This window comes from Streptomyces sp. NPDC050704 (assembly GCF_040654355.1).
Classification (GTDB): Bacteria; Actinomycetota; Actinomycetes; order Streptomycetales; family Streptomycetaceae; genus Streptomyces.
Window position 1 is genome coordinate 43,466 of the sequence record NZ_JBFAHW010000011.1, and the last position, 20,467, is coordinate 63,932.

Consider the following 20,467-nt stretch of genomic DNA (forward strand, 5'->3'; position numbering starts at 1 on the left):
CTGAGCTGTTGTCCGTCGTACGGATATGTACTTGTGGGTACTTTTTCGTGCCTTACGTGCCTTACATGCCTTGCGGGCCTTACGCGGCGGCGAGCTTCGCGGCCGAGTCCGCGTCGACGCACGCCTGGATCACGGCGTCGAGATCACCGTCGAGCACCTGGTCCAAGTTGTACGCCTTGAAGCCGACGCGGTGGTCCGAGATGCGGTTCTCCGGGAAGTTGTACGTACGGATCTTCTCGGAGCGGTCGACGGTACGGACCTGGCTGCGGCGGGCGTCCGCTGCATTCCGTTCCGCTTCCTCCACCGCCGCGGCAAGGAGCCTGGAGCGCAGGATACGCATCGCCTGCTCCTTGTTCTGCAGCTGGCTCTTCTCGTTCTGGCAGGAGGCGACGACTCCGGTGGGAATGTGCGTGATGCGTACGGCGGAGTCGGTGGTGTTGACGGACTGGCCGCCGGGCCCGGAGGACCGGTAGACGTCGATCCGCAGGTCGTTCGCGTGGATCTCGACGTCGACCTCCTCGGCCTCGGGCGTGACCAGCACACCGGCCGCCGAGGTGTGGATACGGCCCTGCGACTCGGTGGACGGCACCCGCTGCACGCGGTGCACCCCGCCCTCGTACTTCATCCGGGCCCACACACCCTGGCCGGGCTCGGTGGCACCCTGGCCGCCCTTGGTCTTCACGGCGACCTGGACGTCCTTGTAGCCGCCCAGCTCGGACTCGGTGGCGTCGATGATCTCGGTCTTCCAGCCGACGCGCTCCGCGTACCGCAGGTACATGCGCAGCAGGTCGCCGGCGAACAGGGCCGACTCGTCGCCGCCCGCGCCCGCCTTGACCTCCAGGATGACGTCCTTGTCGTCGTTGGGGTCACGCGGGACAAGCAGCAGCCGGAGCTTCTCGGTGAGCTCCTCGCGCTGCTTCTCCAGCTCCTTGACCTCGGCGGCGAAGTCGGGGTCGTCGGCGACGAACTCCTTCGCCGTCTCGATGTCGTCCCCGGTCTGCTTCCAGGAGCGGTACGTCGCGACGATCGGGGTCAGCTCGGCGTAGCGCTTGTTGAGCTTGCGCGCGTTGGCCTGGTCGGCGTGGACCGACGGGTCAGCGAGCTTCGTCTCCAGATCGGCGTGCTCGCCGATGAGTTCCTCGACCGCCTCGAACATCTCCGGCTCCAATGGGCTGTCCCGGCACCGATACGGAGCTCAGGGACGTAGGTACGACGAATAGGGGCTGCACCGCAAAGCGCCGGTCCCGGCACCCCCTGCGCGGGGGCACCGAAGACCGGCGCTGTGAGGTCGCTACTTCTTGGCGGCGGCAGCCTTGCCGAAGCGGGCCTCGAAGCGGGCCACACGGCCACCGGTGTCGAGGATCTTCTGCTTGCCCGTGTAGAACGGGTGGCACTCGGAGCAGACCTCGGCGCGGACGGTGCCGCTGGAGATCGTGCTGCGGGTGGTGAACGACGCGCCACAGGTACAGCTGACCTGGGTCTCGACGTACTCGGGGTGAATGTCGCGCTTCAAGGTGTCTCCTAGTTTCGGGAGGGCGCCGGGTCGCCGCCGCGGGATGCGGGAGCGTGAACCGGGGCCGACGTACCAGTCTGCCAGGACTGGCCGCATCCCCCAAAACCGGGGGACGCGGTGATCTATTCCCCGGCCGTCAGCCGCCGCTGACGACACCCTTCGCGTCACCGGTGGCGTTGCCCTTGGTGGCCGCCCTCGGGATCGCCCGGTCGTTCTTCAGCGCGTCCCAGACCAGCTCGGCCTTGGTCTTGTCGACGAGGACGCGGTTGCCGTCGGCCGGGTCGTACTGGACCGGCATCGTCACCATGTTCATCTTCGACGAGCTGATGCCCTTGAGCCCGCCGGCGAAGGACGCCAGGTCCCTCAGCGAGTCGAGGTCGGAGTCGGTGGTGACGGCGTTCGTCGCGGTGTCGGCGAGGTCGTACAGCTTCTTGGGGCTGGTCAGTACGCCGATCTCCTTGACCTGGTTGACCAGGGCCTTGATGAACGCCTGCTGGAGCTGGATGCGGCCGAGGTCGGAACCGTCTCCGACGCCGTGCCGGGTGCGGACGAGGCCGAGCGCCTGCTTGCCGGTGAGCCGGTGCTCGCCGGCCTTGAGGTCCAGGTGGCTGTCGGGGTCCTTGATGTCCTTGGTCGTGGTGACCTCGACGCCGCCGAGTTCGTCGATGAGCTTCTGGAAGCCGCTGAAGTCGACCTCGACGTAGTGGTCCATGCGGATGCCGGTCATCGACTCGACGGTCTTGACCGCGCAGGCGGCGCCGCCTGTCGTGTACGCCGAGTTGAACATCGCCCCGTCGTCGGCCTCGTGCGTGTCGCCCTCGGCGTCGGTGCACTCGGGGCGGTCCACGAGGGTGTCGCGGGGTATGGAGACCACGCTGGCCTTCTTGTGGCCCTCGTAGACGTGCACGACCATCGCGGTGTCCGAGCGGGCGCTGCCGTCGTCGGTGCCGCCGCCGAGCTTCTTGTTGCTGCCGGAGCGGGTGTCGGAGCCGAGGACGAGGATGTCCTGCGAGCCGTTGTCGACGTCCAGGGGCCGGTCGGTGCCGAGTGCCTGGTTGATGTCGACGCTCTTGATGTTGCCGTTGAGCGTGAAGTACATGTACCCGAGGCCGGTGCCGCCCAGGACGACGACACCCGCGGCCGCCCAGGCCGTGACGACGAGCGCCTTGTGGCGCTTGCTCCGCGGCTTGCGGCGTTGGCCCTTGGCGCGGTGGCGCGGGCCGCTGGTACCGGAGTGCTCCGGGGTGCCGGGTTCCGGCGTGCTCTCGGCAGACATGAGCTCCTCAGTCCTCGTGCGGTCGGTTACCCCCTGCTGTCGGGGTCAGGCATGGTCGTCTGCCGTGACGTCTCTGTCAGGACCCGTCTGTTCAGACGTTGAAACCGAAAAAAGGGTTGCACAGCGCTCTGTGTCCGCACTGTGCCCCGGTGGACACGCTGAGTGAGAGCCGAGACCGGCAGGTGGCCGCTCACCTGCGTCTTCGACCGCTGAAGTGATCCCTCCGGGAACCCGTGGCGATCTTCACAGCTGTGGTGAAGGTCTCTCCACCGACGCTTTTCAGCCAGCCTTCGACCCGGCAACGCGAAGAGCCGCCCCCGTGTGAACGGGGACGGCCCTCAGCGGTACCAACTGGCCTGATGACGTCAGTCGTTGCCGTTGCCCGGCGACGGTGTCGTCTTCTGGATCTGCAGCAGGAACTCGGCGTTCGACTTCGTCTGCTTCATCTTGTCGAGCAGCAGCTCGATCGCCTGCTGCTGGTCGAGCGCGTGCAGCACGCGACGCAGCTTCCAGGTGATGGCGAGCTCGTCGCTGCCCAGCAGGATCTCTTCCTTACGGGTGCTGGACGAGTCCACGTCCACCGCCGGGAAGATCCGCTTGTCGGAGAGCTTGCGGTCCAGCTTGAGTTCGAGGTTGCCGGTGCCCTTGAACTCCTCGAAGATCACCTCGTCCATGCGCGAGCCGGTGTCGACCAGCGCGGTGGCCATGATGGTCAGCGAGCCGCCGTCCTCGATGTTGCGCGCGGCACCGAAGAAGCGCTTCGGCGGGTACAGCGCGGTCGAGTCGACACCACCGGACAGGATGCGGCCGGAGGCCGGAGCGGCCAGGTTGTACGCACGGCCCAGACGCGTGATCGAGTCGAGCAGTACGACGACGTCGTGGCCCAGCTCCACCAGGCGCTTGGCACGCTCGATGGCGAGCTCCGCGACCGTGGTGTGGTCCTCGGCCGGACGGTCGAAGGTCGAGGAGATGACCTCGCCCTTCACCGACCGCTGCATGTCGGTGACCTCTTCCGGACGCTCGTCGACCAGGACGACCATCAGGTGGCACTCGGGGTTGTTGTGCGTGATCGCGTTGGCGATCGCCTGCATGATCATGGTCTTGCCGGTCTTCGGCGGGGCCACGATCAGACCGCGCTGGCCCTTACCGATCGGCGCGACGAGGTCGATGATGCGGGTGGTGAGGATGCCCGGGTCGGTCTCCAGACGGAGGCGGTCCTGCGGGTAGAGCGGCGTCAGCTTGTTGAACTCCGGTCGCCCGCGCCCTGATTCGGGCGCCATGCCGTTGACGGAGTCCAGGCGGACCAGCGCGTTGAACTTCTCGCGGCGCTCGCCTTCCTTGGGCTGCCGGACGGCGCCGGTGACGTGGTCACCCTTGCGCAGACCGTTCTTGCGGACCTGGGCGAGCGAGACGTACACGTCGTTCGGACCGGGCAGGTAGCCCGACGTACGAATGAACGCGTAGTTGTCGAGGATGTCCAGGATGCCCGCGACGGGGATCAGGACGTCGTCGTCGGCGACCTGCGGCTCGTTGGGGCCGAACTCGTCGCGGCCTCGGCGGCCTCGGCGGTCCCGGTAACGGCCACGGCGTCCACGGCGTCCGCCGTCGAAGTCGTCGTCGTCCTGCGGCCCGGTGTCACGCTGACGGTCCTGCCGGTCCTGGCGGCCGCCGCCCTGCTGCTGGCGGTCCGGCCGGTCCTGACGGTCCTGGCGGTCCGGCCGGTCCTGGCGCGGCTGGCGCTCCTGGTTGCCGGCGCTCTGGCCGCCCTGGCCGCCGCCCTGCTGCTCGTCGCTCTTGCCACGGCGGTCGCGGTCCCGGCCACTGCGGTCGCCGCGGTCCCGGTCACGACGGTCGCGGCGGCCCTGACGGCCGTCGGCCCCACCGTCACCGGCGTCGCCCTTGGCCTCGCCGGAGGCCACGGAGACCTCGGCCTTCGGCTCGGTCTTCGCCTCGGCAGCGATGCTGGTCCCCGAATCGGGGCTGCCGGCCTCGGCCGTGGCGCGACGCCGACGGCGCTCGGCCGGGGCGTCGTCGCTGGCGGGCTGACCAGGAATCTCGATCTGCTGCTGGGCCACGGCCTTCTCGGCCTTCTCGCCCTGGTCCGCCTTCTTGTCGGCGGACTTGGCGGCGGGCGGCGCAGCCTCCTCGCCGGCGCCCGTACGGGCCTTCGAGGTGGCCCGGCGCTTGGGCTTGGTCTCGGCGGCATCCGCGGCGGGAGCAGCGGACTTGGCCGAAGCACCCCCGCCCGTCTGCGCCTCCTTGATGACCTCGATCAGCTGGCTCTTGCGCATCCGCGCGGTGCCCCTGATGCCAAGGCCGGATGCGACCTGCTGCAGCTCGGCCAGCACCATGCCCTCAAGGCCGGTACCGCGGCGCCGACGGGAGCCGGCACCGGTGGCAGGCGCGGAGGCGTCCGTGGCGGGCGCGGCAACGGTCTCCTCGACACGTGCGCCCATCAGATCGGTGGTGTCGCTCACGAAGGGTCCTTCCCTGGAGCGGACGTCGGCCTGTCTGGCTCGGCGACCGGTTGTGCTGTCCGACAGTGGTCCTTGCTTGTGTGGACCGTGCCGGGGCGGTGGTCCGCCAAAAGGCGGAGGGAATTTCTGGGATGGCGTTTCCCGGAGCCGCGGCACTGAGGTGCGGTGTCGATCGGCTCGGTCACGCCGGTTCCGGAGCGTGCTCAGCACCGCTCAGCGCGTAGCACCCAAATGCGTGGCACAGAGCAGTTTGGGAGGCTCCCGGAAGAAGTGTTGTCCCGGACGGGGACACGAAGCACCTCGCCATGGTGGGGTCGGGTGCAGACTTGAGATTAACACTACCGGATCCAACAAACATTCCCCCTCTCCAAATCCGGCAACCGTACGTAGTCAGTAGTCAATGGACGCTGACCGGAGCGAGCGGCAGCACGCTCGCTCCCGTGGCGTCGAGGCCCAGCCGGTTGGCGGCCCAGCCCTCGCCCGCCAGTCGTGCGACCTTGTCGGCCACGGTGTCCTCGGCGAGCGCGAGCACCGTGGGCCCCGCGCCGGAGATCACCGCCGGGATTCCGTCGGCCCGCAGCCGCTCCACCAGCGCCGTGCTCTCCGGCATGGCGGGGGCGCGGTACTCCTGGTGCAGCCGGTCCTCGGTGGCGGGCAGCAGCAGCTCGGGGCGCCTGGTCAGCGCCTCGACGAGCAGTGCGGCGCGGCCCGCGTTGGCGGCGGCGTCGACGTGCGGAACGGTGCGCGGCAGCAGTCCGCGGGCGGTCTCGGTCAGTACCGGCCTGGCCGGTACGAAAACCACCGGAACGATGGAACCGGCGGGCTCCATCCTGATCGCGCGCGCCGAACCGCCCTCCAGCCAGGACAGTGTGAAACCGCCCAGCAGACACGCCGCGACGTTGTCGGGGTGGCCCTCGATCTCGGTGGCGAGCTCCAGCAGCGCCTCGTCGTCGAGCCTGCTGTCGCCGCCTATGGTCACAGCGCGTGCGGCCACGATGCCGGCGCAGATCGCGGCGGACGAGGAGCCGAGACCGCGGCCGTGCGGGATGCGGTTGGCGCAGACGATCTCCAGACCGCGCGGCTGACCGCCCAGCAGATCGAAGGCGGTGCGCAGGGAACGTACGAGGAGGTGGCTCTCGTCGCGCGGGAGCGTCTCGCTGCCCTCACCCGCGATGTCGATGTTCAGTCCGGAGTCGGCCACCCGGACGACCACGTCGTCGTACAGCCCCAGTGACAGACCGAAGGCGTCGAAGCCCGGGCCGAGGTTGGCACTGGTGGCGGGGACGCGCACCCGGACGGCGGCGGCGCGGAACGCTGGACCGGCCATCGCTCGATGACTCTCCTTGAGCTTGAGCTGCGAGATTTTCGAAATCCTGCGAGACATACGGAAAATGCGGAAGACCCGGAGGCCGCAACGGCGGCGCGGCACCGCGGCATATGCGGCGGGCGGGTTCGGTACAGCCTATCGAAGGAAGGTTCTGTGGCGACATAGGGCGCACAGGAGGCGCACGATGCGTGTCGTAAGCCCCTTGTGCACCCCCCTTTTTTTGGAGCTCGGTTCGCCTCCGGGGCGCAGAAGCCGGTGTCGAGAGGCCGATCGTGCTCGACCCTCCTTCGTCGGGCCTCCGCGCGTTCGGCCTCTCGACACCGGCGCGCCCCTTCGGCTCACTCGCTGGCGGCCGACAAGGGAGCCGATAAGGGGCAGGAACCCGCGTTACACCAGGCCAAGCCGTTCTGCGGCGGTGGCCGCGTCGACCGGGACCGTGACGGGTTGCGGGGCGCCCGCGACGGCCCAGTCGGGGTCCTTGAGGCCGTTTCCGGTCACCGTGCAGACGATGCGCTGCCCCGGGTCGACCTTGCCCTGCTCGGCGGCCTTCAGCAGGCCGGCGACGGACGCGGCGGACGCGGGCTCCACGAAGACGCCCTCCTGCGCGGCCAACAGCCGGTAGGCGCGCAGGATTTCACGGTCCGTCACCTCGTCGATGAAGCCGCCCGACTCGTCCCGCGCGGCCAGCGCGTACTTCCACGAGGCCGGGTTGCCGATCCGGATCGCGGTGGCGATCGTCGAGGGGTCCTTGACGACCTCGCCGCGCACGATGGGAGCGGAACCGGAGGCCTGGAATCCCCACATGCGCGGGGTCCCCTTGGCGATCTTGTCGACGGCGTACTCGGTGTAGCCCTTCCAGTACGCGGTGATGTTGCCCGCGTTGCCCACCGGCAGGACGTGGATGTCGGGAGCGTCGCCGAGCATGTCCACGATCTCGAAGGCGGCGGTCTTCTGGCCCTCGATACGCACCGGGTTCACCGAATTGACCAGCGCCACCGGGTAGTTGTCGGACAGCGCGCGCGCCAGCGTCAGACAGTCGTCGAAGTTTCCGTCGACCTGGAGGATCTTCGCGCCGTGCACGAGGGCCTGGCCCATCTTGCCGATCGCGATCTTGCCCTGCGGGACGAGAACGGCGCACACCATTCCGGCCCGTACGGCATAAGCGGCGGCGGAGGCCGACGTGTTGCCGGTGGACGCGCAGATGACGGCCTTCGCGCCCTCCTCCTTGGCCCGCGTGATGGCCATGGTCATACCGCGGTCCTTGAAGGACCCGGTCGGGTTGGCGCCCTCGACCTTGAGGTGGACCTCGCAGCCCGTGCGCTCGGAGAGCACCTGCGCCGGCACGAGCGGCGTACCGCCCTCGCGGAGCGACACGACCGTCGTGGTGTCGGACACCGGCAGCCGGTCCCGGTACTCCTCGATGATTCCGCGCCATTGGTGGGTCATTGCTGGCTACTCTCCTTCAACCCGCATGATGCTGGCGACACCCCGCACGGTGTCGAGGTTGCGCAACGCCTCGACGGTCCCGTTCAGGGACGCGTCGGACGCGCGGTGGGTGACGACGACGAGAGAGGCCTCGCCGTCCTTACCCTGCTGGCGAACCGTATCGATCGAAACACCGTGCTCGGCGAACACGGTCGCAACCTGGGCGAGAACGCCCGGTTTGTCCGCCACGTCGAGACTGATGTGATAGCGGGTCACCACCTCGCCCATGGGCGAGACGGGCAGCTGGGTGTACGCGGAGTCGCCGGGTCCGGTCGCGCCGCTGAGCTTGTTGCGGCAGACGGCGACGAGGTCGCCGAGGACCGCGGACGCGGTCGGGGCGCCGCCCGCGCCGGGCCCGTAGAACATCAGCTGGCCCGCGGCGTCCGACTCCACGAAGACGGCGTTGTACGCGCCGCGCACGGAGGCGAGCGGATGGCTGAGCGGAATCATGGCGGGGTGCACGCGCGCGGTGACGGACCCGCCGTCCGCGGCCCGCTCACAGATGGCGAGCAGCTTGATGGTGCAGCCCATCCGCCGCGCCGAGGCGAAGTCGGCGGCGGTGACCTCGGTCATGCCCTCGCGGTACACGTCGTCGAGACGTACGCGCGTGTGGAAGGCGATGCCGGCGAGGATCGCGGCCTTGGCGGCGGCGTCGAACCCCTCGACGTCGGCGGTCGGGTCGGCTTCGGCGTACCCGAGGGCGGTGGCCTCGTCGAGCGCCTCCTGGTAACCGGCGCCCGTGCTGTCCATCTTGTCGAGGATGAAGTTGGTGGTGCCGTTGACGATTCCCAGCACCCGGTTGACCTTGTCGCCGGCGAGGGACTCGCGCAACGGGCGGATCAGCGGGATGGCACCGGCGACGGCGGCCTCGTAGTAGAGGTCCCTGCCCTGCTCCTCGGCGAGGGCGTGCAGCGCGGCGCCGTCCTGGGCGAGGAGCGCCTTGTTGGCGGAGACGACGGAGGCGCCGTGCTCGAAGGCGGTGGTGATGAGCGTACGAGCGGGCTCGATACCGCCGATGACCTCGACGACGACGTCGATGTCCCCGCGTTTGACGAGCGCGGTGGCGTCGGTGGTGACGAGGGCCGGATCGATGCCCTCACGGACCTTGGAGGGCCGCCGTACGGCGACACCCGCCAGCTCCACCGGGGCTCCGATGCGCGCGGCGAGGTCGTCGGCGTGCGTCGTCATGATGCGCGCCACCTCTGAGCCGACAACCCCACAGCCCAGCAGCGCCACCTTCAGCGGACGCGTACGCATCATCCGACCTCGTTTCCTCATACCGTAACGGTGGGACCAGTCTCACTCACCGGACGGGAGTTTCTATCCCTCGTCCGGATCGTGAGATGTCTATTTCATTTGCAGGCGGGCGGAAGACAGGAGATCTTCCGCCCGACCCGGGATGATTGCCCTTGATTCTCTCAACCGACGTCGAGACGCAGGAGGTCCTCCTCCGTCTCCCGGCGGACGATCACCCGCGCCTCGCCGTCGCGGACCGCGACGACCGGCGGGCGCAGGGCGTGGTTGTAGTTGCTGGCCATCGAGCGGCAGTACGCGCCGGTGGCCGGCACAGCGATGAGGTCGCCGGGCGCCAGGTCGGCGGGCAAGAAGGCGTCCTTGACGACGATGTCCCCGCTCTCGCAGTGCTTGCCGACCACGCGTACGAGCATCGGCTCGGCGTCGCTCGTACGGGAGACGAGGGCGACGCTGTACTCGGCGTCGTACAGCGCGGTACGGATGTTGTCGGACATGCCGCCGTCGACGGAGACGTACGTACGCAGTCCGTCGAGGGGCTTGATGGTGCCGACCTCGTAGAGGGTGAAGGCGGTCGGGCCGACGATGGCGCGGCCGGGCTCGACGGAGATGCGGGGCGTACGGAGCTTGGCGGCCTCGCACTCCCTCGTCACGATCTCGCCGAGCGCCTTGGCGATCTCGTGGGGCTCGCGCGGGTCGTCCTCACTCGTGTACGCGATGCCGAGGCCGCCGCCGAGGTCGATCTCGGGCAGCTCGATACCGTGCTCGTCCCGGATCTGGGCGAGCAGGGAGACGACCCGGCGGGCGGCGACCTCGAAGCCGGCCATGTCGAAGATCTGCGACCCGATGTGGCTGTGGATCCCGATGAGTTCGAGCCCGTCGAGGGTGAGCGCGCGCCGTACGGCTTCGGCGGCCAGCCCGTCGGCCAGCGCGATCCCGAACTTCTGGTCCTCGTGGGCCGTGGCGATGAACTCGTGCGTGTGGGCCTCGACGCCGACGGTCACCCGGATCTGCACGCGCTGCCGCTTGCCCAGGCTCTGCGCGATGTGCGCGACGCGAACGATCTCCTGGAAGGAGTCGAGGACGATCCGCCCGACGCCGGCCTCGATGGCCCGCTGGATCTCTCCCGTCGACTTGTTGTTGCCGTGGTAGGCGATGCGGTCGGCGGGCATGCCGGCGGAGAGCGCGGTGGTGAGTTCGCCGCCGGAGCAGACGTCGAGGTTGAGTCCCTCTTCATGCAGCCAGCGCACGACGGCACGGGAGAGGAAGGCCTTCCCCGCGTAGAACACGTCGGCGTCATGCCCGAAGGCGGTACGCCAGGCGCGGGCGCGGGCCCGGAAGTCGGCCTCGTCGAGGAAGTAGGCGGGGGTGCCGAACTCCTCGGCGAGCGCCGTCACCTCCCGGCCGCCGACGCTGACGACTCCGTCGGCCGTACGGGTGACGGTCTGGGCCCACACCTTCGGGTCGAGGGCGTTGAGGTCGGCGGCCGGGGCGGAGTAGTGGCCCTCGGTCAGGACGTCGGCGTGGCGGGGCCCGGCGGGGTGTGCGGAACGGCTCATGTCTGTGTGGGCTTCCTCAAAGATGGTCAGGGGCACTGATGCCGAGCAGGGACAGGCCGCCGGCCAGCACCGTCCCGGCGGCTTCGGCGAGCGCGAGCCGGGCGCGGTGGGCGGCCGAGGGTTTCTCGTCGCCGAGCGGGAGCACCGTGTGCTGAACGGCGAGCAGCGCGTCGGCGACGACGACGAGATGCCGGGCAAGCCGATCCGGCGCACGGTGCCGGGCTGCGGCGGCGAGCACGTGGGGGTACGCGGCGAGGGCGCCGAGGAGGTCCTCGGCGTGGTGGGTGTCGTGGTGGGTGTTTCGTACGTCGCCAACGGCGCCGGTGAAGCCGAGGGCGGCGGCGTTACGGGTGAGGGCCCGGGTGCGGGCGTGGGCGTACCTGACCCGGAAGAGGGGGTTGCTCTCACGCTGGACGAGATGGTCCGCGGTGATCCGGGACCGATCGTGCCCGGCGGGATGAAGCAGAGCCCAGCGGGCGGCGTCGCGGCCGAGGGGGGTGGGGTCTTGGGTGGGGGGTACGGGCCGGAGGAGTACGGGTTCAGCGAGGTCAACGGGGGCGACGAGGTCTACGGGGTCGATGTCGACGCGAGCCGGGGCGCCGGGACGATCGCCGTGGGCGTCGACGGTCACGCCGAGGGGGGCCGCCCATGCCGGGTCGAGCTCGGCCTCGCAGGACGAGTCGCGGGACGAGTCGCAGGACGTACGGACGAGGGCGCCCTGGGAACGGAGGATCCGCGCGACAACCTGGGCGGTGACGGCGGCGCGGACTTCGCAGGGGTGGTGCAGCTGCACGATGGGCTGCACGGGCTTCCGGGCGTGCTCGGTCTCTGTGGTCGGCCCAGTCTCTGCGGGCGGCTCGGTGTCCGTGAGCGGCTCGTCGATGAACCCGTACCGGTCGCCGCGTCGCAGAATCTCCTGGACCAGCGCCTCTTCTCCCCCGGCGAGGGTGATGTTGAGGAAGCCGGGACCGGTGATCTCGACCCGCGTCACACCCTGGGCGCCGGTGATGTGCGGCCGGAGGATCTCGGCGACCTGCCGGGGTGGACGTCCGGCGGGGCGGGCCAGCTGCAGAGCGACGTTCGTGGCGTAGTCGCCGCATCCCCCGGGCCCGGGGGCCGTGACGACCGCCCGCTCGGGCACCGGCACGGTGAGCTCGCCCGCGTCCACTGCACGCCGGACGGCGCACAGGACGGTACGGGAGAGCTCGACGGGGGTCACGGGACAAGCGTAGGCGAGGAGGGGGGTGGGTAGGCGAATGGGTTTGGGGAGGGTCCGGGATGTGGACGGCTCGGGGGCGGGGGCAGGCTGGTGGAGAGGGCCGGTGGCGGCTGCTGAGGGTCGGTGCCGGCTGGCGAGAGGCGGTGCCGACCGGGGACGCGGTGGGCTTGGCGGACTTGATGAGCTCGGTGAGTTTGGTGGGTTTGGTGGGTTTGGTGAGGCGCGCGTCTACCGCCGTCGAGGAAGCGGCACGTGACGAATGGGCACAGGGACATGCATGGCGAACGGCCGACGCGGCCGCGGACAGCGAGTAGCCCTCCCCGCCCCGCCGGGCCTCAGCGGTTGGGCCTCAGCCGCCGGCCTGCCCGGCGCGCTCGGTCTCCCCGGGTCCGTACACACTCTCGGCACTCTCGGCGCTCCCGAACGAGGTGGTGCCGGAACCAACGGCCGGAGCACTCCGCCGTTCCATCAACTGCCGTACGAGCCGCACGAGTTCGGCGGGTTCGAAGGGCTTGGCCAGAAAGGCGTCGACGCCCACTTCGAGACCGCTCTCGACCTCGTACTGCGTACAGGCGCTCACGATGGCGAGGGGAAGGTTGCGGGTACGCGGATCGTCCCGAAGACGGGCGGCGGTGCGCAGTCCGTCCAGCCTGGGCATCACCACGTCCAGGGTGACCACATCCGGCCGAAACTGATGGACGACATCCAGACACTCGACACCATCGGCCGCGGTCACGACCTCGAGACCCTCCAGCTCGAGATTGACCCTGATCAGTTGCCGGATGACCTTGTTGTCGTCCACAACAAGCACCCGACCCGACGCGCCTGGCACAAGTCGAGAGTAGGTCCGCACCCACGATCGCGTCCGGCTTTTCCCCACTTCCACCCCGCTCGGGCGATCCTTCCCCCACCCGCCCCTCAAGATCCGAACCCCCTCCATCACCGCCTCCCGCACCCCCAGAAACCGTTCATGACGACCCCGAAAGAGCTGGTAGGGTTCTACCCGTCGCCGCAAAAACCGCGCCCGACACGCCCCCGTAGCTCAGGGGATAGAGCAACGGCCTCCGGAGCCGTGTGCGCAGGTTCGAATCCTGCCGGGGGCACTTCGCCTCAACCAGCACGATGATGCGGTTGACCAGCGTAGGTGCCATGCATGAAGAGCGGGAACCAGTCTCACTGGGTCCCGCTCTTTGTCGTTGTTACGCATTGATCGCGATAGACCTGCGCTAGACGACCGCGCTCCGTCCGGCTTGTGACGAGGTGAATCCCCGCGAGAAGATCACGGCGAATCTTTGCTGCGAGGGGGTCCGACGGTGCGGGCAAGGTCAGTGGTGGTTCGGGCCGTCGAAGCCCGGTGGGTGAGAAGCCGACGATGGGCGGCCGTAGCCGTTGCCATAGTTCTCCTGACAGTGGGTGCCCTATTACTAATATTGGGTCCGGTCTCGTGGTTCGTTGCTGGCAAAACGGTGCAGCACCTGTCCGGAACCGATCGGGCTGATGCGATAAACGCGGTCCGGCAAACAGTCCTAGCCGCCGTAGCCGGCGCAACGGTCTTTGCCGGCCTTGCCTACACAGCACGCACATATCTCTTGTCGCGTCGAGGACAAGTTACTGAAAGATATCGGGCGGCAGTCGAGAACCTCGCCTCGGATAAGCTGGAGGTGCGTCTGGGAGCCGTCTACAGCCTCGAACATGTGCTATCCGAGTCTGCGGTGGACCATGAAGCGATCGTCAGAGTGCTGGCAGGGTTCGTAAGGCACAACACCCATAGAGGCACGACAGGCATACCTCCAACTCTTCCTGAGGAACGGAACGCGCTTGAGACCGCCCCCGATCGGAGCAACCCTGAACTGTCCGCAGATATACAAGCTGCGGTTGAGGTTCTGGCTCGCCGCCCAAAGCGGCCTGAAGCCCGACGCCTCGATCTCCGCCATGCCAACCTGGCCAGGCTCAGTCTGCGCCACTTCGAATTCGAATCTGCCCCGCGCCTGGAGTGGATGTTCCTTACCGCAGCAGACCTTCGGAATGCTGATCTACGAGGCGTGGTCATGAAGGGCAGCATTCTCAACACCGCAGATATGTGCTTTGCGTGGCTTGCCGACGCACGATGCGACAGGGCTGGCATGTACAGAGTTGACCTACGTGGCGCCATGCTGAACAAAGCAACATTTGTCGAAACGAGCCTCGACGGGGCCGACCTGCGGGAAACGAGTGGCTTGACAGCTCAGCAGCTTTCCTCAGCATTCATCGATGCGGAGACCCGCCTACCTGACCATTTGGCGCATGATTCCTGGGTGGCCGCCAGGCTAGCTGACTGTGCGGCGTGGGCGGAGGGAAACCATACGAAAACCTGCCCTCCGCCAACGCCACAGCCGTAACTATCAACTTCGGCATCTATTTGACGCCGTCTGCGTCAGATAGACGCTCCGCGCTTTGAACTCGATGATCACTCCTGCCAGGCAAGCTCCGCCTCGATCTTCCTGTTCATCACCTCTTCTTGACCGTAGATACACCCTTCGTAGACACGATGGATCACCTCAGGTGAGTTACCGACCCTCCGCGCCACCTCGGCTACAGGCACTCCAGCGTTCAGCCATGTGGTGATGCAGGTATGCCGCAGGTCGTACGGCCGCCCCTCGAGGATGGACGCCTGAAGGTCCGGCGGAAGTGCATACTCCCGGGCATCCCGCCACACGCGCCAATAGGTACTGCTGCCCACGAGACCGCTCCGCTCGTTCGTGAAGAGTCGCCCATCCTTGGTCGTACCGAACTCTTTGAGGTGGGCGCGGAGCATGGCCACGAGCGGCGGGGGGATCGGGGCTGGTCGGTCTTCCTTGGCCTCTCGATTTCAGGCCGCGCTTGTCGTGGCGTTCTCCGCTGTCTGTCCACTGCCTGCCCGACACGGGGTGTGTGTCACGAAGGGTCAGAATGCCCCACCCCTTCTCCGGCAGGAAGCAATCAGCCTTGCTGAGGCCCACAGCCTCACTCGGGCGGAGTCCGGTGAAGTACATGACCGCATAGAAGCCCACCAGGCGCCGGCCCTTCTTGCGGTCCCATTTCCCAACGTACGAGACCGAGGAGAGGAGTTGAGCAGCCTGCGTCTTGTTCACGAGAACGCGGGGGTCCACACGGTCCGATGAGAAACTCTTCATCTCTTTGATGGCGGTGAGCGGTTTCTCCGTCAGAAGTTGACGCTCGATGGCGTATTCAACAGCCGTGTTGAGCGCGCGCCGACGACGCGACGTCTCCCTCGCCGCAGGTACCGTCCAGCTTGAAGGAGATCCGATACTGAACATCACGAAGAGTCTTCGGGTCTTCCCGCGAAGAGACGAGAAGTGATTTCTTGGATATCCATCCATAGGCGTCTTAAAGTTCCTCCGGCGGGTCAAGGTCGGCGTTCCTTGGGATGATCGCCCACCGGAAGGCCAGACGCAGCTCTTCCGGCGATGGCATTTTCTGTTCCTGCTCCACCAGAGCCGGCGTCACCGCGGCGAGCCCGCCGGCGATGCCCTCACGGGTCTTGGTCGCGGCGGTTGGCCAACGCATCGCCATGTACCCGCGACAGAACGCGAACCAGGGAAGTTCCTCACTGACTTGCTCCGCAGCGGCCTCGGCGCGTACCTCGGATTCAGGCAGTCCGTCAGTGATGCGGAATGCCTCGCCACGGCGCATTGCCTGCCACAGTTCGGATCTGCGACTCTCCGCGAGAGCCACCGCGGCGAAGGTAACGCTACCGACCTTCCCTCCGACTTTCCAACGGAGCTGGTAGGGACGGGTCTTGCTCTGCGCCTTGGCTATTTTCCACAGACGCACATCGCGCGAAAACCCCTCCGGGGCCGAGCCGTTGTTCTGCTCGATCCCGTCGTCGGTTTGCTACGTCACGTGCTCCCCTCCAGCGTCTGGAGCCATCGACTCACGAACGCGTCCACAGCCATGTCCCCTCCGTTTCTGTGGGGACATCGTGGAAGCGGGTGCGCCGGTGACCGCTACGACGCGATCCGGTCCGGGGCACGCCAGGAACCGGCCGTGCGCGGGGCCGGGGGGTGGTTCCAGCGGGCGAGGGGGATCACGGGGGCCGGGGTGGAGTTCTCCTCGGCGCGGCGGACGAAGGTGGAGAGCACGACGGTCACGGCCGCCAGTTCCTCCGGGGTCGGGGAGCCGGCGACGATCTTCCACAGGGTCTCTTCGACGGACATCGGATTCTCCGATCGGGAAAGGGACGGGAATGTGCGTGGGCGGCCGGTCCCGGGGGAAGTGGACCGGCCGCCCGGCTCGGTGAACGCCGGGAGCGGAAAGCCTCCGGCGTATGTGGTGCTGCGGGGGTCGGGAGGGGAACGGGTCGCTGTGGCGGGCGGTAGGCGGAGGTCGGGGGCAACGGGTTCTTGTGGCCGGGGGGGGTGGCAACGGGTTCCTGGGCGCCGGGGAGGGCCGGGAGGCTCAGAAGCCACTGGCGCCTGTGGCGTCACGTTGTTCCGCGGCCCACGGACCTGGCGGCCTGGCGGCCCACGGACCTGGCGGGCCGCAGCGCTCAGTGCGCCACCGCCACCGCCACCGGCACCGGCACCGGCGATGCCGGCACCGGTCCATGGGTCCACCGGTCCCACCGGGCCTGCTTGCCTACAGGCCCACCCGGCCCTATCGGCCCAGCGGGCCCGGCCCTATCGGCCCACCCGGCCCAGCGGGCCCGGCCCTATCGGCCCACCCGGCCCAGCGGGCCCGGTCCTAGCGGCCCGCCTGGGCCAGCGGCCCACCGGGTCCACCGGGCCCCAGGTCCGCCCGTCCCGCGCCCCCACCACCCCCGCAGCGCTCAGTGCGCCACCGGCACCTGCGATGCCGCACCAGCATCCTGGGCCGTCGGCGTCGTACCGGACCCGGCTGCCGCAGCGTCCCTCGCATCCGCATCCGCATCCGCCCCCACAGGCCGCAGACCGCCCGGGATCATCATCGACGCGACGGCCGCCGCGAGGACCACGATCGCGCCGACCCAGACCGCCGGGACCAGGCCGTCGACGAAATGCTGCGGGGTCTCGTAGCCGCCCTGAGCTGCGAAGACCGCGGCGAGGACGGCCACGCCGAGGACGCCGCCGAGTTCGCGGCCCGCGTTGTTGACGCCGGAGGCGATGCCCTCCTGGTCACGGCGGACGGAGGAGAACACCATGTTGACGACCGGCGCGTAGAACAGGGACATGCCGACGCCGAGGATGGCGAAGGGGGGTACGAGTGCTCCGTAGCCGACCGTCGGAGTGGCCACCAGGGCGAACCAGCCGAGGCCGATGGCCTGGAGGACGAAGCCGATCGTGAGGATCGTCCGGCCGCCGAGGCGGTCCGAGAGGATGCCCGCGACCGGGGCGACGAGCATCGGCATCGCGGTCCACGGCAGTGTCCGCAGGCCCGCCTCCAGCGGCGAGTAGCCCTGGGCGGTCTGGAGGAACTGCGCGACCAGGAAGATCGCGCCGAACATGCCGAAGTACATCAGCAGCGAGGCCAGGTTGGTCATCGAGAAGGCCCGGCCGCGGAACAGGCCCAGCGGCAGCATCGGGTGCTTGATCCGGTTCTCCCAGGCCAGGAAGGAGAGGATCAGCGCGCCGCCGACGACGAAGCCGGCCAGCACCTCACCGGAGGTCCAGCCGATCGCGCCGCCGCGGACCAGACCGAGGACCACACCGAACAGACCGAGGCTGAGCAATGCGGTGCCGACCAGGTCGAGCTTGGAGTCGGCGCCCCGGCTCTCGGCGAGCCAGATCTTGGACAGGGGAATGAGTACGACGCCCAGCGGCACGTTGATCCAGAAGATCCACTGCCAGGACGCGCCCTCGACGATCGCGCCGCCGACCACCGGGCCGAGCGCGATGGCAAGACCGGCGACCGCGCCCCAGGCACCCAGTGCCGCACCGCGCTTGGCGGGCGGTACGGCCGCGGAGAGCAGCGTCAGCGTCAGCGGGACCACGATCGCGCCGCCGATGCCCTGGATCGCGCGGGCCAGGATCAGCTGGTCGGCGGTCTCCGACATGGCCGCCCCGGCCGAAGCGAGGGTGAAGATCGACATGCCGACCATGAACAGTCGGCGGCGGCCGAAGCGGTCGCCCAGTGCGGAGCCCGTCATCAGGAAGACGGCGAACGTGAGTGTGAACGCGTTGACCGTCCACTCCAGTTCGTCGAGCCCGGCGTTCAGGTCGTCACGGATCGCGGGCAGCGCGGTCGTGACCACGAGGTTGTCGAGGGAGGTGATGAACATCGCCACGGCGGCGATGACGAATGTCCGAACGGGATGGCCCTGTGTCTGGGCACTCATGGTCGTCCTCTCACATGTCGCGCAGGAGATCCCTGGCTTGCCGGAGAATGCGGTTGCGGGTGGGGCCGATGGAGCCGCGCGGCATGGCGAGCGCCGCGCTGATCGCGTCGTAGCTCATGGGGGGATCGCGGAGCAGCAACCCCAGCAGAGCCTGATGCTGTGCCGGCAGATGCCGGATGGCCGTCCGGGCGAGGTCGCCCTCCGCCCTGCTGAGGACGGTCTCTTCCGGGGTGGCCTGGTGCCCGGTCTCGTGGGTGAATTCCGAAAGGTCGTCGACGAGGTGGTACTTGACGCCGTTGCCCGACACCTTGAGCGCCTCACGGCGGGCCGTGGTGACGATCCAGGCGCCGAGCCTGGCCGGGTCGTCGATCGCGCCGATGTTCTCGATGACGCGCAGCCAGGTGAGCTGGCAGACGTCCTCGCAGTCGGCGGGCCGTAGCCCGTGCGAGCGGGCGACCGTCCAGACGACGGCGCGGTACCTCTGGATGAGGCGTCCCCACGCCGCCTGGTCCCCGGCGCGGCAGGCCGCCACCAGCTCGGCGGGCGACCCGGACACTGCGGTCCCCGGGACCTCGCCTGCGGCCCCCCGGACCCCGGTCGTACCGGCCACGTCGAACCTCCTTCGGTCCTCCCTTGCAGGCCCCTGCCTGAGGACCTGTCGAACTCCCTTGTCCCATGGCCGAGTCGCAGGCCACTGGACCAGTGGTCGCCCGGAGCTGCACCCGGGGTAGCGCTGGGGCGGGCGGGAGTGAAACGGCGCGTGTGGCCGGTATCCGTACGCCGTTTCGCGGCCTCTGTCGGGTGACGGTCGCTCGCCCGTCCGGCTCGCCGGAGGGGATGCGCGACGTACCGAGAGGGGAATCACTAATGATCACGGATGAGTACGCCCGGACCCTGGCGTCCGTCAACGACCGGATCCGGGACCTCAAGGACAGCGGCAACTACACCTTCGAAATGCCTTTCACCGCCGCTCCCGGCGGCCGGTCGGAGATAGACCACCGCGAGGTCATCATGCTGACCAGCGGCAACTACCTCGGTCTGGCCGGACACCCGGAGATCAACAAGGCGGTCAAGGACGCGCTGGACACCTACGGTTCGGGTGCCTGCGGGGCCCGCCTCAACAACGGCACCACCGTGCTCCACCTGGAGCTGGAGGAGAAGCTCGCCGAGTGGATGGGCACCGAGGCGGCCATCACCTACAGCTCGGGGTACATGGCCAACCTCGGCACGATCTCGGCGCTGTGCGACAGCGACACGATCGTCATCACCGACCAGATCAACCACATGAGCATCCTCGACGGCTGCCGGCTGGCCGAGGGCAGCGTCAAGATCTTCGCGCACAACTCCATGGAGAAGCTGGAGTACGTACTCAAGCGCAACGCGGATGCCAAGAAGAAGTTCGTCGTCGTCGACGGCGTGTACTCGATGGACGGCGAGATCGCGCCGCTGACCGACATCCACCGGCTCACCGAGCAGTACGGCGCCATGCTCATGGTCGACGAGGCCCACGGCACCGGATTCCTCGGCGAGACCGGCCGCGGCGCCGGAGAGCACTTCGGCATCGTCCCCGACATCACCATGGGCACCTTCAGCAAGACCCTCGGCGGCGTCGGCGGCTTCGTCACCGCCAGCCACGACATCGTCGAGTTCCTGCGCCACTCGGCGCACGCCTACATGTTCAACGCGAGCCTGCCCGCGCCGACCGTGGCCGGCGTGATCAAGGCCCTGGAGCTGATGCGCCGCGAGCCCTGGCGCACCGAGAAGCTCTGGGAGAACACCATGCGCTTCCGCTCCGGACTCATCCGCGCCGGCTTCGAGGTGCTGGGGAGTGTCACGCCCGTCATCCCGATCCTCATCGGCGACGACGAGACCGCGCTGCGCATGTCCAGGGAACTGGTGGACGACGGCCTCTACATCTCCGGCGCGATCTTCCCGGCCGTGCCCAAAGGACGGGCCCGCTTCCGGGCGACCGTCACCGCCGCCATGACCACCGAGGACGTGGACCGCGCCGTCGAACTCCTGGGTGACGCCGCCCGGCGGCACAACGTACTGGCCTGAGTACTGGCCT

17 protein-coding genes and 1 tRNA gene are annotated in these 20,467 nt (G+C 68.6%); 3 read left to right on the top strand and 15 right to left on the bottom strand.

The window, feature by feature from the left end; all coding sequences use genetic code 11:
• Positions 1 to 79 precede the first annotated feature (79 nt).
• The 10 genes from prfA to AB0I18_RS08505 all read right to left on the bottom strand — a co-directional run bounded on the left by prfA (position 80) and on the right by AB0I18_RS08505 (position 13,047).
• Positions 80 to 1,156, bottom strand: a complete 1,077-nt coding sequence (gene prfA, locus AB0I18_RS08460; RefSeq protein ID WP_363104620.1) for a peptide chain release factor 1 — start codon at positions 1,154 to 1,156, stop codon at positions 80 to 82.
• Between the two features lie 135 nt (positions 1,157 to 1,291).
• Positions 1,292 to 1,513: a 50S ribosomal protein L31 gene (gene rpmE / locus AB0I18_RS08465; RefSeq protein ID WP_010984345.1), complete on the bottom strand. Its 222-nt coding sequence runs from the start codon at positions 1,511 to 1,513 to the stop codon at positions 1,292 to 1,294.
• A gap of 136 nt (positions 1,514 to 1,649) precedes the next feature.
• Positions 1,650 to 2,789, bottom strand: a complete 1,140-nt coding sequence (locus tag AB0I18_RS08470) for an LCP family protein (protein ID WP_363104621.1) — start codon at positions 2,787 to 2,789, stop codon at positions 1,650 to 1,652.
• 365 nt (positions 2,790 to 3,154) lie between these two features.
• Entirely contained in the window at positions 3,155 to 5,266 is a 2,112-nt protein-coding gene (gene rho, locus AB0I18_RS08475; RefSeq protein ID WP_363104622.1) for a transcription termination factor Rho, read from the bottom strand.
• Between the two features lie 397 nt (positions 5,267 to 5,663).
• Positions 5,664 to 6,593 carry a homoserine kinase gene (gene thrB / locus AB0I18_RS08480; RefSeq protein WP_363104623.1) on the bottom strand — a complete coding sequence of 310 codons (930 nt, stop codon included), beginning with the start codon at positions 6,591 to 6,593 and terminating at the stop codon, positions 5,664 to 5,666.
• Positions 6,594 to 6,980: 387 nt separating this feature from the next.
• Positions 6,981 to 8,039 (bottom strand): threonine synthase, encoded by a 1,059-nt coding sequence (thrC, locus tag AB0I18_RS08485; RefSeq protein WP_363104624.1) that lies wholly within the window; start codon positions 8,037 to 8,039, stop codon positions 6,981 to 6,983.
• Between the two features lie 6 nt (positions 8,040 to 8,045).
• Positions 8,046 to 9,335, bottom strand: coding sequence for a homoserine dehydrogenase (locus tag AB0I18_RS08490; protein ID WP_363104716.1), 1,290 nt, complete (start codon positions 9,333 to 9,335; stop codon positions 8,046 to 8,048).
• Positions 9,336 to 9,496: 161 nt separating this feature from the next.
• On the bottom strand, positions 9,497 to 10,888 hold the full coding sequence (lysA, locus tag AB0I18_RS08495) for a diaminopimelate decarboxylase (RefSeq protein WP_363104625.1): 1,392 nt from the start codon (positions 10,886 to 10,888) through the stop codon (positions 9,497 to 9,499).
• 16 nt (positions 10,889 to 10,904) lie between these two features.
• Positions 10,905 to 12,107, bottom strand: coding sequence for an ArgS-related anticodon-binding protein NrtL (gene nrtL / locus AB0I18_RS08500; RefSeq protein ID WP_363104626.1), 1,203 nt, complete (start codon positions 12,105 to 12,107; stop codon positions 10,905 to 10,907).
• 349 nt (positions 12,108 to 12,456) lie between these two features.
• Positions 12,457 to 13,047, bottom strand: coding sequence for a response regulator (locus tag AB0I18_RS08505; protein WP_363104717.1), 591 nt, complete (start codon positions 13,045 to 13,047; stop codon positions 12,457 to 12,459).
• 91 nt (positions 13,048 to 13,138) lie between these two features.
• Between AB0I18_RS08505 and AB0I18_RS08510 the strand changes: the two genes are divergently transcribed.
• Positions 13,139 to 13,210, top strand: a tRNA-Arg gene (locus AB0I18_RS08510).
• 894 nt (positions 13,211 to 14,104) lie between these two features.
• The gene (locus tag AB0I18_RS08515; protein ID WP_363104718.1) at positions 14,105 to 14,485 is read left to right on the top strand and encodes a pentapeptide repeat-containing protein; all 381 of its coding nucleotides are present in this window, start codon (positions 14,105 to 14,107) and stop codon (positions 14,483 to 14,485) included.
• A gap of 68 nt (positions 14,486 to 14,553) precedes the next feature.
• Here the strand turns inward: AB0I18_RS08515 and AB0I18_RS08520 are convergent, their stop codons facing one another.
• The 5 genes from AB0I18_RS08520 to AB0I18_RS08540 all read right to left on the bottom strand — a co-directional run bounded on the left by AB0I18_RS08520 (position 14,554) and on the right by AB0I18_RS08540 (position 19,009).
• Positions 14,554 to 14,901 (bottom strand): hypothetical protein, encoded by a 348-nt coding sequence (locus tag AB0I18_RS08520; RefSeq protein ID WP_363104627.1) that lies wholly within the window; start codon positions 14,899 to 14,901, stop codon positions 14,554 to 14,556.
• A gap of 572 nt (positions 14,902 to 15,473) precedes the next feature.
• Positions 15,474 to 15,821, bottom strand: a complete 348-nt coding sequence (locus AB0I18_RS08525) for a hypothetical protein (RefSeq protein WP_363104628.1) — start codon at positions 15,819 to 15,821, stop codon at positions 15,474 to 15,476.
• 272 nt (positions 15,822 to 16,093) lie between these two features.
• Positions 16,094 to 16,303, bottom strand: a complete 210-nt coding sequence (locus AB0I18_RS08530) for an acyl-CoA carboxylase epsilon subunit (protein WP_363104629.1) — start codon at positions 16,301 to 16,303, stop codon at positions 16,094 to 16,096.
• A gap of 611 nt (positions 16,304 to 16,914) precedes the next feature.
• On the bottom strand, positions 16,915 to 18,399 hold the full coding sequence (locus tag AB0I18_RS08535; RefSeq protein ID WP_363104630.1) for a DHA2 family efflux MFS transporter permease subunit: 1,485 nt from the start codon (positions 18,397 to 18,399) through the stop codon (positions 16,915 to 16,917).
• 10 nt (positions 18,400 to 18,409) lie between these two features.
• Entirely contained in the window at positions 18,410 to 19,009 is a 600-nt protein-coding gene (locus AB0I18_RS08540) for a sigma-70 family RNA polymerase sigma factor (RefSeq protein WP_363104631.1), read from the bottom strand.
• A 257-nt stretch (positions 19,010 to 19,266) separates the two neighbouring features.
• On the opposite strand from AB0I18_RS08540, the gene AB0I18_RS08545 reads away from it, so the two are divergent.
• Entirely contained in the window at positions 19,267 to 20,457 is a 1,191-nt protein-coding gene (locus AB0I18_RS08545) for a pyridoxal phosphate-dependent aminotransferase family protein (protein ID WP_363104632.1), read from the top strand.
• Positions 20,458 to 20,467 lie beyond the last annotated feature (10 nt).